This is a genomic window from Bacillus sp. EB106-04-02-XG92 (genome assembly GCF_058791995.1).
This window is the reverse complement of the sequence record NZ_JBYTEA010000018.1, coordinates 16,342-32,288: the sequence shown is the minus strand read 5'-3', so window position 1 is coordinate 32,288 and position 15,947 is coordinate 16,342. Positions and strand designations below refer to the sequence as shown.

11 protein-coding genes and 3 pseudogenes are annotated in these 15,947 nt (G+C 32.1%); 9 read left to right on the top strand and 5 right to left on the bottom strand.

Going from position 1 to position 15,947, the window contains the following annotated elements; translation table 11 throughout:
* The first annotated feature begins 17 nt into the window (after positions 1-17).
* The 3 genes and pseudogenes from AC3WVA_RS26855 (at position 18) to AC3WVA_RS26845 (ending at position 1,179) form a co-directional block, all read left to right on the top strand.
* Positions 18-331, top strand: a pseudogene (locus AC3WVA_RS26855) (hypothetical protein).
* A gap of 44 nt (positions 332-375) precedes the next feature.
* Positions 376-795, top strand: coding sequence for a disulfide oxidoreductase (locus tag AC3WVA_RS26850; RefSeq protein ID WP_492322330.1), 420 nt, complete (start codon positions 376-378; stop codon positions 793-795).
* 99 nt (positions 796-894) lie between these two features.
* Positions 895-1,179, top strand: coding sequence for an ArsR/SmtB family transcription factor (locus tag AC3WVA_RS26845; protein ID WP_088313889.1), 285 nt, complete (start codon positions 895-897; stop codon positions 1,177-1,179).
* Between the two features lie 484 nt (positions 1,180-1,663).
* Here the strand turns inward: AC3WVA_RS26845 and hfq are convergent, their stop codons facing one another.
* A complete protein-coding gene (gene hfq / locus AC3WVA_RS26840) occupies positions 1,664-1,849 on the bottom strand; it encodes an RNA chaperone Hfq (protein ID WP_087985476.1) in 186 nt (61 codons plus the stop codon).
* Positions 1,850-2,211: 362 nt separating this feature from the next.
* Between hfq and tnpB the strand changes: the two genes are divergently transcribed.
* From tnpB to AC3WVA_RS26815, 5 genes and pseudogenes are all read left to right on the top strand, one after another.
* A complete protein-coding gene (gene tnpB, locus AC3WVA_RS26835) occupies positions 2,212-3,333 on the top strand; it encodes an IS200/IS605 family element RNA-guided endonuclease TnpB (RefSeq protein ID WP_492322329.1) in 1,122 nt (373 codons plus the stop codon).
* A 127-nt stretch (positions 3,334-3,460) separates the two neighbouring features.
* Positions 3,461-3,595, top strand: a pseudogene (locus AC3WVA_RS26830) (ABC transporter ATP-binding protein); the annotation flags it as partial.
* Between the two features lie 285 nt (positions 3,596-3,880).
* Positions 3,881-4,360 (top strand): GNAT family N-acetyltransferase, encoded by a 480-nt coding sequence (locus tag AC3WVA_RS26825; RefSeq protein WP_492322337.1) that lies wholly within the window; start codon positions 3,881-3,883, stop codon positions 4,358-4,360.
* 842 nt (positions 4,361-5,202) lie between these two features.
* Positions 5,203-7,812 (top strand): putative mucin/carbohydrate-binding domain-containing protein, encoded by a 2,610-nt coding sequence (locus AC3WVA_RS26820; RefSeq protein ID WP_492322328.1) that lies wholly within the window; start codon positions 5,203-5,205, stop codon positions 7,810-7,812.
* Between the two features lie 255 nt (positions 7,813-8,067).
* Positions 8,068-8,616, top strand: coding sequence for a fascin domain-containing protein (locus tag AC3WVA_RS26815; protein ID WP_048529254.1), 549 nt, complete (start codon positions 8,068-8,070; stop codon positions 8,614-8,616).
* Between the two features lie 677 nt (positions 8,617-9,293).
* Here AC3WVA_RS26815 and AC3WVA_RS26810 read toward each other — a convergent pair.
* Positions 9,294-10,154 carry an exosporium protein D gene (locus AC3WVA_RS26810; RefSeq protein WP_492322327.1) on the bottom strand — a complete coding sequence of 287 codons (861 nt, stop codon included), beginning with the start codon at positions 10,152-10,154 and terminating at the stop codon, positions 9,294-9,296.
* Between the two features lie 503 nt (positions 10,155-10,657).
* On the opposite strand from AC3WVA_RS26810, the pseudogene AC3WVA_RS26805 reads away from it, so the two are divergent.
* Positions 10,658-10,819 (top strand): annotated as a pseudogene (locus tag AC3WVA_RS26805) (DUF6944 family repetitive protein); the annotation flags it as partial.
* Between the two features lie 615 nt (positions 10,820-11,434).
* Here the strand turns inward: AC3WVA_RS26805 and AC3WVA_RS26800 are convergent.
* The 3 genes from AC3WVA_RS26800 to AC3WVA_RS26790 are packed head-to-tail and all read right to left on the bottom strand — an operon-like array spanning position 11,435 to position 15,148.
* Entirely contained in the window at positions 11,435-12,562 is a 1,128-nt protein-coding gene (locus AC3WVA_RS26800) for a Ger(x)C family spore germination protein (protein WP_492322326.1), read from the bottom strand.
* Positions 12,559-13,662 (bottom strand): GerAB/ArcD/ProY family transporter, encoded by a 1,104-nt coding sequence (locus tag AC3WVA_RS26795; RefSeq protein ID WP_098521729.1) that lies wholly within the window; start codon positions 13,660-13,662, stop codon positions 12,559-12,561. The genes AC3WVA_RS26800 and AC3WVA_RS26795 overlap by 4 nt, the downstream gene beginning before the upstream one ends.
* The gene (locus tag AC3WVA_RS26790) at positions 13,649-15,148 is read right to left on the bottom strand and encodes a spore germination protein (protein WP_492322325.1); all 1,500 of its coding nucleotides are present in this window, start codon (positions 15,146-15,148) and stop codon (positions 13,649-13,651) included. The genes AC3WVA_RS26795 and AC3WVA_RS26790 overlap by 14 nt, the downstream gene beginning before the upstream one ends.
* Between the last annotated feature and the right edge of the window lie 799 nt (positions 15,149-15,947).

The following is a 15,947-nucleotide window of genomic DNA, read 5'->3' as shown; positions in this document are numbered from 1 at the left end:
TTCTTTTTAATAAGGGTATGGAAAACCCAAAAAGGAGTGCGAAAGGTGAGCAAGTACCTGGATTTTTGAAGTTCGTTTTAGCGAAAGGGAGACGGTATGTATATTTAGCGGTAGCAAAAAAGAAAAACAAAAGGGTACATACACATATTGTATATAGATTCAATCCGCTAGAAAAAGCATTAGAAACCATGTATGTAATGCGTGAAAATGTTGAAAATCTTTCCCTATAGAATTAAAAGAGAAGGGTTATGATTGGGAAGATATCAATGATTGGATACTTTCTATTGAAGCAGGGTACTCCAAATACGGAAATAAACTAGTCATATATTAGCAAACGTTTTACATTCTAAATAAGACAGGTGAGGGGAATATAGGATGTCAATCATTCGAAAGTATCAAATTGCAATTGCTTGGATGATAGCTACTAGTGCAATGCTCATAAGTTTGTTTTTTAGTGAATGGATGAAGCTGCCTCCATGTGATTTGTGCTGGTATCAAAGGATGGCCATGTATCCATTAGTATTAATATTAGGTATAGGTATGTATAGAAAAGATCCACATGTAAGTACATATGTATTTCCATTTGCATGTATTGGCCTATTAATAGCCGTTTATCAAATCACAATTCAGGCTTTTCCTACAAGTGAAATGAAGATATGTTCAGTAGGCGTTTCTTGTACAGAAAATTATTTGAATTTGTTTGGCTTCATCTCGATACCTATGCTATCTTTTGTTGGATTTTTAGCCATCATAATACTTCTATATGCAAAAGGTCATAAAGATAAAGAAGAGTAAATGGCTCAGTGATTATGAACTATATATACTTGTACAAATAATAAATTGATATTAAAAATAATAAAGAATGTAGAAAAGGAGAAATAAAATATGGCAGAAATGCAAATAAATAAAGAAATGCACAAAATTCCAGAGGCGGATGTAGAATTATTGAAGATTATGGCTCATCCAGTTAGATTACAAATTGTGAAAGAATTAGAACATCGCAAAATTTGTAATGTAACACAATTGACGGAGCTATTAGAGATACCTCAATCTACTGTTTCGCAGCATTTATCTAAGATGCGTGGGAAGATTCTTCGCTCGGAAAGAAGAGGGTTAGAGATGTACTATCATATTATAAATTCCAAAGCATGCCAGATTGTTAGTGTACTAGGTTTATAAATAACTTAAACTAAATAGTAGGTTACGGGAATAAACATAAAAAAAGGGCAGCCATGCCAGGCTGCCCTTTTTTTATTTGTGATTTTGCATATATTTGTGCGCATTTAGTATAGCAAACATTTTTCTTTTCTATCAAATAAAAAGAGCCTGAATGCACAGGCTAAAATTACGTATGAAAAAGAGATCATGATACTCGATCTCTTTTTCATACAAGGGTTAGAGATTAGTTGCTATTCGACTCATACTCATTTTATGTCAAATACTCAGAAAATTCAATCTGATTATTTGTTTCTCAATATGTTTTGTTTGTTTTTATATTATAATATACTTAATTCTTTTTATTTATGTATCTCTCTCTATATATCTTCCTGGGGTGAATCCTTTTAATAAGGATTCCTTTTTTATTGTTTCTTACAATAATATAATTCAAATTTAATTTTAAAGTGGAGTATATTAATGATGAAACATCAAAACTTACGGTAGTTTATACGGCAACTGTTGAAATCGCTTGCTTATATAGGAATTGTTGTTTTCCATTGCTAGAGATTAGCACTGAAAATTTATCCACAGCAATAATGATTCCAGGTATTCTAACTCCGTTGAGTAGAATAATATTTACTATCCTTTGTTCCTCAATTAATTTTTTATAAAAATTGTCTTGTGTATACATTAGTAATTTCCTCCCCTCTTTAAATATTCTAATCCTTTTAAATTCTTCTTATTAATATAAAAGGAATGGAGTAATTATAACATTTCTAGGATGGATTTTTATAAAAAATAAAAGCCCTTACAATGAAGTAAAGACCTTTGCTTATTTATTATAAGACACCTTTTTTATTTTCTTTTTATCATTTTAGCCAAGAAGACTCCTTCCTCAAGGAACGCGAAGTGAGTAGGTGGGAGATGAATTGGCTTCGAACAAGGGATGGCAGGAAGCCATCCCTTGTTCGACATACATAAATTGTTACTTCACTATCTATCGAATATATGTTTGGTGTATAATGGTCATATACCGAAATGGAGGTGAATCAAATGATAATTAATAAATCCTTTAAGTTTCGTATCTATCCAAATCAAGCACAAACAATTCTAATTAATAAAACAATAGGTTGTTCCCGCTTTGTATTCAATCATTTTCTATCCTTATGGGATCACACATACAAAGAGACAGGAAAAGGCTTGACCTATGGTACATGCTCTGCCAAACTCCCTGCTATGAAGAAAGATTTTGTTTGGCTCAAAGAAGTGGATAGTATTGCTATACAGTCGTCTGTTCGCAACCTTACGGATGCGTATACGCGCTTTTTCAAAAAACAAAATAGTGCCCCACGTTTCAAATCCAAGAAGAACAACGTACAATCTTATACCACAAAACAAACAAATGAAAATATTGCTGTTGTAGGGAACAAAATAAAGTTGCCGAAACTAGGCCTTGTTCGATTTGCCAAAAGTCGTGAAGTAGAGGGACGTATTGTAAATGCCACTGTTAGACGAAACCCTTCTGGCAGATATTTTGTGTCACTATTAGTTGAAACAGAAGTACAAGAACTTCCGAAAACACATTCTTACATTGGGATAGATGTAGGACTCAAAGATTTCGCTATTTTGTCAGATGGAAAACCCTATGAAAATCCGAAGTTTTTCCGATTATTAGAAGATAAGTTGGCGAAAGCACAGCGTGTCCTTTCTAGAAGAATGAAAGGATCTTCTCGCTGGAATAAACAACGAGTAAAAGTAGCTAGAATTCATGAATACATATCAAATGCTAGAAAAGATTACTTAGACAAAATCTCAACTGAAATCATCAAAAACCACGATGTTATCGGTATAGAGGATTTGCAAGTATCGAATATGTTAAAAAATCGTAAGTTAGCAAAAGCAATTAGTGAAGTATCTTGGTCACAGTTTCGAACCATGTTGGAATATAAAGTAAAATGGTATGGTAAACAAGTCATTGTCGTATCGAAAACATTTGCTTCCAGCCAATTATGTTCTTGTTGTGGATATCAAAACAAAGACGTTAAAAATCTAAACCTACGTAAATGGGACTGTCCTTCTTGTCGTACACACCATGATAGGGATTTTAACGCAAGTATCAATATAAAGAATGAAGCAATAAGACTTCTAACCGCAGGGACTGCGGGGTTAGCCTAATCAATTAGAGTTCGATAGAACTCTTTACTTAGGAATCCCTCACTTCTAAACGAAGTGAAAGTGGGGGTAGTTCAAATTATTAAATATAATTGTATAGATTTATTGCTGTTGGACCAACAGCAATAAAATGTTTGATTTGTTTCAAGAACTTGAACATCAAGAAGGTAAGTACGTAATTGTTGTTACGCATTCGCAAGAATTTGCAAAAGAATCGGGTCGAGCAGTTTATTTAAGTAAGAAGAAGTTAGTAGTAAACGAAATTGGGAATAGTAAAAAAGCTATTTTAATTCTTAATTGGCATAATTTTCAAAAATATATAGATGTTAATATTTGTTATATGATATATTTGTCAAAGTACTATTCCTGTAGTTTTAGTGATGAACCTGTAAGATAGTTTGTTTGTCTCATATATTCATCTTAAATTAAAAAGAACTTGTAGAGATTCCTACAGGCTCTTTTTAGTTTAAGGGTTGAATGTGGATTTGAAGTAAAGAAACAATTTTTTGAGAGGAGAAAAGTAAATGTTTATAAAGCAGAAAGATTATTAATACGAAATTTTGAGTTCAAAGATTGGCAAGCTGTCCATGAGTATACATCAGATAGCAATGTAATGAAATACATACCCGAAGGGGTTTTTACTGAAGAAGATACAAGAAACTTTGTAAATAATAATATGGGTGAAAATGCTGAGAACTTTCCTGTGGTACTGATTGATGAAAATATTCTGATTGGTCATATTGTTTTTCATAAATATTTTGGTGAGCATACTTTTGAGATTGGATGGGTATTCAATCCTAAATATTTCAATAAAGGATATGCTTCTGAAGCAGCACAAGCTACATTGAAATATGGGTTTAAGGAGATGAAATTACATAGAATTATAGCGACATGTCAGCCACAAAATACCCCATCATATCGATTGATGGAGAGAATTGGAATGAGAAGAGAAGGCTATTTCAGGAAGTGTATACCCCATGGAAATGAATGGTGGGATGAATATTATTACGCTATTTTAGAAGAAGAGTAGTGTTTCAGAGCGCATTATTTAAATCAAAATTACAATTTAAATTGTGCTATCGTTTTTTGAAAATCGCTTGGTCTATAAGAGCATTAAAATGTGGGCGGTGCACCATGCCCATCAAGCTAATATTATATAAGTTTAATTTCATATAATATTTTTTCTTTTTTCTAAAGATCCAGCGTAAGTTCTTTAAAAATTTGCATCCTAAATAAACTTTATCTTGCTTCAGATTTTTGGTTACGCTACACGATTGTGGGACATAAAAAAAGATTTACAGGGGCATAAGTAGTTTAGAATGCTTGGTTTAAGAACTAAATGTAAGCATCTAATTCTAATAGAATTAGATGCTTTTTATATCAAAGAAGGCGGAGTCAGATTAAAGATTCCGCCTTTCTTTTACATATTGAGTAGCAACCTGGTTTATTTACAATAAATAATAAGATTCTTAGAGAATAGTTTAAAAAAGTTAAGGAAGTTTAAATAAATGTGGTTGCAATTATTTAAACCTTTGAAGTTAAAAACTTTTATGAATTTTTCGCTAGATTATAAGCTTTAAATGTTGAAATTTATTTACTTATTTCGCCAAATGAATACATTTATACAATTAGATGGAAGTTAAGGGTGTTGAATCAAAACATAATAGTTTGTTATTGATGAGTTTATCGTAAAGTTGTTATTTAATGTGTCATCAAATAGTATTTGTATACAATGATAAATAAAGAAAAGGAGATTATTATGAGAAAAAATAGATTGAAAGATACAACATAGATAGCATGAATCGCTTGAGTTGTAAAAACATAAAAAAACAAAAATCCTTAAGTGCATTAAGGAAAAATGAGGGAGAAAATATGGGGAATAATTCAAAACATAAAACTAGAAAAATACTTGCAGCCACCGCTACAGTAACTATGCTTGCAACGGGAATGATTTCTACAACAGATATCATTGCAGAGGAAGCGCAGCAGCAAAATAAAATATCGACATCACTTCAAGGGGAAAAGTCAGTTAAGTCAGAAACCAGAGCGTTTACAGTCCCAGGAAAAGGGGATGTTGAGGTACTGAAACAACAGGAAAGAAAAAGTATGGCATTTAGTCCATATGAACCGACTGGTTTATATGCAAAGCCAAATGAACAAATAACGATTAATGTAGAAGGAAATCAAAATATTCAAGCATACATTGGAACGTATTCGTATGATGCTTCTTGGAGAGAAGATTCTAAAATAAAATCATTTACATTAAAACCAGGTATAAACACAATCCAATCTCCAAATGGAGGAATGATTTATTTTTACAATAAACAACAAGGTGGTACCATTCGAACAACAGTCACAACTGGTGGAGCGACTACTCCTCTCTTTGAACTAGGCAAGCATACAAAACAAGATTTAATAGATATGCTGAACCAATATCCAAATGCACATGCAGTGGAGTTAAAAGGAGAACGTGTATTAATTACGGCCAGCCCTGCACGTGTTAAGAAATATTTGCTAGGTTCTAATACAGATCCTGTACAACTCTTAAAAAAGATGGATGAAGCTACCCGAATCCAAGACAAAGTAGCTGGATTATCCGAAGAACAAGCAGACAAGCATTATATTCATTACGTAGAAGAAAATCATTCACCAGATTATTATATGTATGCGACTTCTTATCGAACTGCATATGTAGGAGATGCAATTCAATACGTGTTAGATATTAATAAATTTATAAAAGATGGTTGGGGTCCTTGGCATGAGGCAGGGCATTTGAGACAGCAATCACCTTGGAAATTTTATAATATGACAGAAGTACAAAATAATATTTACAGCCTTTCTGTAGAAAAAGCATTTACATCTAATCAACCTTATAGATTGCAACAAGAGGGTGCGTATACTAAGGCATTTCAATACTTAGAACAACCTAATAAAAATTATGACGAAGTTAGTGATGTTTTTGTTAAGCTTGTTATGCTTTGGCAACTACAATTAGCATATGGAGAAGACTTCTATCCTAAACTGCATCAATTGTATAGAGATATGCCTTCGAATGAACTTCCACAAACTGATGAAAATAAAAAACAATTATTTATGATTTCAGCATCAAAAGTAGCCAAACAAAATTTGATGCCTTTCTTTGAGAAGTGGGGATTACGTCCGAATAACGATACGATTCAAAAAGTAGCTGCATTGGGATATCCAATTTTAACAGCAGAGATTTGGAAGGGGACGGATTCTAATCCGATTAAACCAGATGTGCCTAATGCAAATAATATTTTAGAAGGAAGTCAGTTTGCATGGTCACTAAAAGGGATTAGTGATTTCGAGTTTGCTAAAATCAGTTTCAATAAGTCAGCAGGAGAAATGCAAGTGGACTTAAAAGCAGGAATACCACATCACTATTTTAATGAAACATATGCGAGTATTAAAGTACAAAATGCATCAGGCAAAGTAGTATACAATAAAGATATTTATGGAAACAAACAACAAAATGCTGAATCGCAAAAAGTTCCAGTTAAAGTAGGAGATTATATTGAGTTAACACATCTAGAAGGTGTGCATAGAGCTACTTTAACAAATGTAGATAATAGTAAACAAGAAAGCTTTGGAAAAAAAGTAATGTACGAAGTTACAAAAGAAGGCCTGAAAAAAGTAGAAAAAATGCCAGAAGCAACAATTTTAGACGGAAATCAATTTGCATGGTCACTAAAAGGAATAAGTGATTTTGAGTTTGCTAAAATCAATTTCAATAAGTCGGCTGAAGAAATGCAAGTGGACTTAAAAGCAGGCGTACCGCATCATTATTTTAATGAAACATATGCGAGTATTAAAGTGCAAAATGCATCAGGCAAAGTAGTATACAATAAAGATATTTATGGAAACAAACAACAAAATGCTGAATCGCAAAAAGTTCCAGTTAAAGTAGGAGATTATATTGAGTTAACACATCTAGAAGGTGTGCATAGAGCTACTTTAACAAATGTAGATAATAGTAAACAAGAAAGCTTTGGAAAAAAAGCAATGTACGAAATTACAAAAGAAGGTCTGAAGAAAGTAGAAAAAATGCCAGAAACAACGGTTTTAGATGGAAATCAATTTAGTTGGTCTTTAAAAGGATATAGTGATAGAGAAATTGCAAAAGTAAATTATAATAGGGTAACAGAGAAAATGCAGGTGAATTTAGAAGCAGGCGTACCACATTCTTATTTTAATAATACGTATGCGAGTATCAAAGTACAGAATTCATCCGGTAGTGTTGTGTACAATAAGGAAATAGTGGGAAATAGACAGCAAACTGCTGAAAGCCAAACTGTGCCAGTCAAAGTGGGAGATTATATTGAGTTTACCCATATAGAAGGGGAAGCAGTGAATGAAAAGGCTCGGGCTACACTTACTAACCTTGAGAATAATAAACAAGAATATATAGGCAAAAAAAGAATCTATCAAGTTACTTCAACGGGATTAAACAAAATAGATTAACATGAAAAATATTCAAATTTTTAGTTAGATGCTTAATAGTCGTTCTTTATGAACGGCTATTTGGCTTTTATTTAAAATAAAGTGAAATTAATTTTAAAAATATGTTTGAGGATTGAGTGATGTTTAGGTGCTATAGATTTGAGAAAAAAGAAACAGAATAATAAGGTATTTGTTGATAAAGACTCTCTTGTATTACAATATTTTACATATTTGGTATGATGTATATGAGTGCTATATATTAAGGGAGGAATGAGAATGAAGAGGTTCATAGCTCATGCAAATGGTAATAAGATCTTTAAAAAGTTAGTTTTAATGGTGTTACCAATGGTTCTAATGATAATGATGATAACTCCATCGAATGATGCATTGGCAGCCGACCAATCAAATACCGGTTCACTAAAAGGTGTGAGTCTATTTAATGGAAGTTGGACTGTTGCTATACAAGCTGCAAATTTACAATATGTGTCTGCTGAGCCATCGGGAAATGTGGTAGCAAATCGTAGTGCAGTTAATGAATGGGAGAAATTCGAATTAATTCCGACTGGAGAATTATATACGTTTGCTTTAAAAGCGAAAAGTAATGGAAAGTACGTTTCGTTTGAGCCAAATGGTAGAGTAGTAGCAGATCGTACATCAATTGGAGCATGGGAAAAATTTATCTTATATAATGGTGGGGACAATAGGATATATGTATTACAAGCGTTAAGTAATGGTAGATTCGTATCAGCAAATGGTGGTAGAGAATTAACTGCTAATAGTTATGTAGCTGGAAGTTGGGAAAGATTTGTTATTGTGTATTTCTAAATTTTGAAGTGTTTTATATATAGATAATAATGAATGGTTTAGTTCATATGCATGCTAAATAAAGAGTTAAGTACTTAATACAAGTGTATATTAAGGTGTAAAAAGGATTGCAAGTAATTGTCAGTCCTTTTTGTATGTTAAATAAGTAATTACTGAGGATGTAATCAGAAGAAAAAGAACCCTATTGGGTTCTTTTTCAAGGCATATTAACAGTAAGGAGAATCATGAAATGCTACTTCAAATCTTTATTAGGGGAAAGATTTTGAAAAAGCTTAACATACATCTATTTTTACATAAATGTAAGATATAGTAAATTGATAATCTTTATACTTACTATTACTAATATTCAATTAAGAAAGTTAACACTATGTTTATAGTGTTAACTGATGTTTAGTGTAGCATACATTTAGAAATCTAGTATTAGATTACAATTGTCAAAAAAGCTAATAGATTTATCATTTCAAATTTTAAAAGATAGGGAAAATAAAAAAGCTCTATAAATTTCAAAAAATGGGATTAATAAAAGTTGTTTATTTTATAAAGATAAGAGTGGTTTAAGAGATAGGATTTGTAAAGGAGAATGGTAGATAAGTAATTACGTGAATGGAGAACGCTTGAATGCTAATGGTGTAAAAGAAAAAGAATCCTTTATATAAAGGATTCTTTTGGCAGTTAATCTAACACTCAAAATCATGATCGTATTTATCGCAACATTCATCGCAAGGATTGCTCTGATCATTGCAGCAAATACAAAACGTCTTTTGAATAAATATATCAATGAAATCAAGGATATCGGAATTGTTTGTTAAAGTGAGATTTTGGAAATCTTCTACTTGAAAAATCCTTATTTCATTTGGAATTATTGTAGCCGTTATTGGTCTGCTAGAACCTCTGGTACGAATAGTTACTTCAATAGAACTGGAATCGTTAGGAACAGATATCTGAAGTAATGTTTTGTTATGATTACTAGTAAAATCTTCAAAAACCGTTCTTGAAGTGTTGGGAGGGACGATAATAGTTAGAGGTACATTTCCAGTAGAGGGGGTTCCTGAAGCAGCTATGGTATGGGTCTCGATAAAACAATTACCTTTTTGGTTTAAAGAACGAGATTGTTCTTTATAATAATCATTGTGGTCATTACAGCAGATGCAAAAAGTTTTTTGGATAAAAACACCAATGTCGCTATTTATATTAGTATTATTTGTGACAGTGAGGCTTTCAAAATTTTCTACTTGAAGAATCCTTGTTTCACCTGTAGTTATTGTAGTGGTAATTGGTATACGAGAATTTCTTGTACGAATAGTTATTACAACGGGAGTAGAAGTACCAGGAACACGAAATTGAAGTAATGTTTTATTATGATTATTAGTAGAATCTTCAAAGACAACTCTTGAAGTGTTAGCTGGTACGATAATATCTAACATTCTATTTGATCCAGCAACCGTGTGGGTTTCAATGAAACAGTTCTTTTTTTGCTGGTGAGACTGCGAACGATTTTTATAGTGTTTTTTACCGTATTTATAATAGTAATCAGCCATACTTATGTTGTTCTCCTTTCTTTAAGATGTCTATATATCTTATTAAACAAAAGGAAATAGTGCTTGTACAAAATAATAAAATCCGCCCTCGAAAATAATTAAAATGCTATTTGATATGTAAATGTAAGGGCACTTCGGGAAGTGCCCTTCTGTAATGACTATCCACTCTAAAAAGAATGTAATATATCATATGAAATTATATTTGTTTATGTGTGACTCTTTTATATAAAAAATTCATTTTGTAGAAAAGGGGAATGGATATGTGTTCTTACTGGAAAAACGTAGTTAAGGAGTTCCTTGAAAAACAAGAACAGGAACGAAATAAAAGAGCAGCTAGCAAAAGTTAGCTGCTCATATAAAGAAATCGGAGAAAGATAACCATGTGTCTACAGTATTGACGGAATATTGATTTTTATTCAGAAGTGAGAGAAGTAGGTCATTAACATGAGGATGTGTCGATTCATATCCTGTAAGTACTAATTTAATGACGGGGTAGATTGAGAATGGATGATCAGATTAAGGAGATAGTTGGCGCTTGGTTTGTTGCAGTAGGGACAATTATTGCTGCGATTGGGAGTACACCTTTAAAAAGATTGAACAGCGAATTAAGAAAAGATTTGAGCGTATGGGGGAATGTATTACAGGCAACGGGGAATGGGCTGGAAGTGTTTGAAGTACTACGAGCACATTTGGGCATTATTAATAAGAGCCCAATAAAAAATTCTCTTGGATGCAAGAGGATTTTTTATTGGGAATAGTAAGGATGAGGGGAGGTGCATTACATATGGGAAAAGGTAGAAGTAATAATGCTGGAAAAAAGCAACCGAATTTCGATGATTCATCAAATTTCGCTAAACAAAGCCAACCAACAGAAAAGAAGAAGAAATAAGAAAAGGAGCTCTCTTGATAAAGAGAGCTCCTTTTTAAGGTATATTCACATTTTAGCACAACATATCGATCGCTCAACCAAATATTCATAAGTGCAAGGCTTAAATTCTCGTGGAGAATGGCATCGAATTTAATATTTTTATCCTGCCTTTTCTAATGCTTCTTGACCTCATATAAAATGCAATACTCCATTTTATTAAAGAGATGTTTAATAAATAAATTTTAGTTCACAAGAAAATATTGCCCTTCCGATAAATTCGTTAAATTAGAGACTTGAATTTGATTACCCTAGTTGAATGGTTTTCCCTTTTAAAAGAACGGAAAAAATTTTGAGTTAGCATCCTTTACAAAATAATTATTGAAGAAGGAAAATTCCACTGAGAAATGCTAGACTAATTTCTAATGGTCCCAGTATCTTTTATTTTGACGTGTGTCTTTACGTTTACTTTAGCCTCTGCTAACGCTTGCAACCAATCTCCTTTTACTTTTTTCCACTCTTTATATTGAAAGGCTCTAGCATATAGGGATAATCCGATTGGATCAATTTTATTTTGCTGTATTTCATTCAATATATTTTGCAAATTATTATTAATTTCTTTTTGAATAGCACTTTTTAAATTATTTATATTTTTTTTATTATCATAGTGCCCCTTAATTAAATTCGCATTGGTTTTTTCTATTAAAGCTACATTAGCATATATATTGAAATTAAATACAAATTTTCCGTTTTGAAAATTAACATCTACCTTTCTTTTCGCGTTCTGTATGAAGATAGAAGTGTTTGTTTTTTTGTTAAATTTTTTAGGGGGAAGCGAAAGGTGTAGTATCATTCGGCCGTTACTTTTTGGCTTATTTATAAGATTGAAAAATTTAACATCTTTTTTAGGGATATGAGTTAAATATTTCCCTCGGCGATTTAAAAATGCAATTCCTACTGTGTCGATTTCATTCCTTGTTTTTTTGATGATTGGAACAGTTTGCGTCATGCCTTCTTCATTTTGTTCTCTCATTAATTGTTGAATTGTAGAAGAGACGGATTGGTTATTTTGAATTGAGGATTCGATTACACCATTTATATAAGATGAAAGTGATGGTTTATTAGGTTTATGAATTTTAAAAATGTCTTCTGCAGGTCCATCTACAAGTACTACTTTAGCATTAATGGTAGCGTAAGGATCACGATAAGAGGAATCAAGCTCCTGCAACCAGTTTGCTTCTTGCGCTAATTTTTTCCCAATTAAAATGATTTCAGCTTTGGAAGCTGTCATAAAGCCAGTTAACTTCGTATCTATTTTACTGAATCCAGTATATACAGTAGATGCTTGTGTCCAATGTTCTATAGTGCTTTTTGGCTGTTTATGATGAAAGAGTGGTATGCTTGTTCCAACTTTTATGTCTCCATTAGGGGTTCTATCCAAGCCAATTAACAGGATTAATGAAACCTTCTCAAGAGGAATTCTCTGACTACAACCAATTAAATATACACAACAAATTACAATCCATATCCATTTTCGAATCAAAGTTGTTTCCTCCTAGTAATCCAAGTAAAAAGAATACTGTAAGCGAAAAATAAGATTGGTAATAGAATAAAGAAAACGACATTTAAGATGTCCATAAGAGAATATATAAACAAATATTGATCGACATCGGGATTTAGGAAAATAAATAGGCCAACTATAAATAACATAAAAGCAAGCAGCGCCCAATTGCGGGCGTTTTTTTGAAGTGAAATGGTCACAGATTCAAAACTGAAAAATAAATACGGATATATCGTAGTGGAAAATACAATTAAATAATAAGCGATATATATAATTTCTAATCGTTCCATAAAAGAAAAACGAACCCCTTTTAACAGATGAAATACCGGCCAGATTACGTCTTTTATCCCCTCCGGGCTAAAGTATATATAAGAAAGAATAGTCACATATAGATAGAAAAACATGGTTACAGTATTCGCAATTAGTAGTCCTTTTATGGCTTTTTGTTTTTTTTGTAAGAACGGGTATATATAATATGCAAGTTCTAAGCCAGCATAAGGAGTAATGGTTTCTTTTGTTGCCTTTAGAATAGGGTATAATCCATCTTTAAAAATAGGTAATAGGTGTAAAGGGTTGTAGTTAGTCTTTAGTGAAAAAAGAAGAAATAGTGGCATCCAAGTAGTGAAGAAGAAAACAAGCATAGAATAACTAGTAAGAGCCCTTAACCCACTCAGGGCCAAAATAATAAAAGGTAATAGTAATAATATGGTGATTTGATAAGCAGGAGTGGAAGGGAATATCCAAACTTTTACAATATCAGTTGCCTTTAATAAAGTATTAAAGCCAGCAAAAAATAGATAAAAGGCATATAAAAGAAAAAGAATTGTCCCCATCCATTTACCAAAGTACGTTTTTAGGATTTGTGAGAAATTTTTGTTGGGATTTTTTTGTAACATTAATACAATAAATACGCCGATTATAGAAGTAGTTATCCAACCAAGAATGATAGAAATCCAGCCATCTGTGCCAGCCGTAGTAGCAAGTGGGCTTGGCATGATTAACATACCTGATGCAAGTTGCAGTGAATGAATGAAAATAATAAATTCGAATAAAGTTATGTTTTGGAATTTAAGATTCCCCATGCGAACCACCTTCTTTTTTCTTTTTTTGTTTCGGCTGTCCTGTACTCGAGCGGGTGGTGATCATAGAAATAGGAAATCTTACAAAAGAATCTTTTAATTCTTGAAGCCGAAATGGCGCGATTGGCAATCCGTATGGTGAACCATAGGAGGTTAGTGAAACAAAATGAGCGAATAAGAGCATTAATCCACTAACGATACCTACAATCCCATAAAAGTATGCCAATAACATCATTGGAAAACGAATAAGGCGTATAGAACTTGATAAATCATAATTAGAAACAATAAATGATGCAATGGCTGTAATAGATACGATAATAACCATAACGTTACTCACAAGACCTGCTTGAACAGCCGCCTGTCCAATTACAATCCCTCCAACAATTCCTATGGTTTGTCCAATGGGTTGCGGTAAGCGAATACCAGCTTCACGTAGCATTTCTAGTGTGATTTCCATTATAAAAGCTTCTAATAAGGGAGAGAAAGGGACTTTGACTCTAGACGTTGCAATAGAAGTGTATAAATCTATAGGAATGATTTCAAAGTGAAAAGACACTATAGCAATATAAAATGCCGGTAAAAAAATAGCTATAATAAATCCTGCAAATCGTAATAAGCGAAAAAATGAAGCAATGAGCCAATGAATATTATAATCATCTGGAGTTTGAAAGAATCCAATTAAATTCATTGGAACAATCATTGCACCAGGGGATCTATCCATTAACACTGCTACTTTTCCATCGAGTATATGATTTGAAATGGCATCTGGGCGTTCGCTTAAATAAGCTTGTGGGAAAGGAGTCCAATTTTGATCTTTTGTATAATTAGATAGTTCTCCAATACTCAATACCGCATCCGTTTTAATTCTACAGATTCTAGTTTCTATTTCTTGGACTACATCTGCGTTTGCTACATCACCTAAGTAAATTAAATAAACTACTGAAGTGGCTTGTTCTCCAATCGTCAGCTTTTTGATCTTTAACTCTGTTGAAGGAAGATATCGACGAATTAAGCCTATATTTTTTGTGGCATTCTCAATAAATCCATCATGTGAGCCTTTAATAGTAACTTCTGAAATGGGTTCTTGAATTGCCCTTTCTGCCCAGCCTTTTGTATTTATTAGAAGTGACCGCTTTTCTCCTTCCATAAATAGAACACATTGACCCTCAAGTAATCCTTCTTTAATTTCATTCCATGTAAATACTATTTTGGTATGAGTAGCAATAATATTAGAATTAAATATTTGACTGTCTTCATTTACTTCTTGTAGTAATGGTGTAACAACATTGCTTTTTAAAGCGACACCATCTGTAAGGCCTTCAAAATAATATAGTAAAATATTCGTGGTTGTTTTTAATTGCAAAGGATGTTCGATTAAATCTGCACTAATATCAAAGATATTATTTAATGTATTTTTAAGTTCTTTTAAGTTACTTGTTTGGATGTTTTTATCTGTTTTAGTTTCTAAGGTCTCTTCATTTAAGGACAAAATTGACACCTCTTTAATATATAACGATTAGTTGTATTTATTATTTTTAGTTGAGGGAATTTTATTCACAAATTTAAACAAATTGGGAACGGAAATTAATAATTGAGAGCCAAAAAGTAGAGGTGATTTGTGGGGAAATCTAGGTATCAAGATAGAATTGAAATTTGAATGATTATAATAAAAAAGAACCCTTGATAGGCTCTTTTTCATAGTTGGTAAATATGTTGTCAACAATAGAGGGCAATTAAGGTAGTAATTTAGATGTCTTTAAGTTAATCAGCTGAATTTTGTAGGAAGAATTCTTTTTTCATATTTTAATGATAGATTAAAAAGACATTACATTTATTTGGGTGTTCTAGTGTATTTGAGCTTTGCATGCTAACAATTTTTGTTTAGGGACAAAATGTTTTTTCTGAATTAACAGAAAAATAAAAGTGCAAAATTCCTATTGGTTATTTTGGTAGGTATCAAATATTTCTTTGGCCTTATTTACTTGATGTTACCGTACGTTTATATGTTCCTAAGGGAAAGAAATACTTTCATTTTTATTACCCTCTATTGTTTGATTAAGATGGTAACATGAAATTAAAACGTTTACAACCAGAAAATAAAGAAAAAATATTATAATACGACTTTTTTCGACAGTCTTTCTGTGTTAATATCTAATATTTTTATAGGAAAAGGTGGAGGGAAACGTACCTTTTCCTATAAATTGTTGTGTAGGAATTAGAAATAACTAAAGTAGTAATAATAGCTTAAAATTAAAATGACATTCCATGAATTTGATTCCAAAATCATG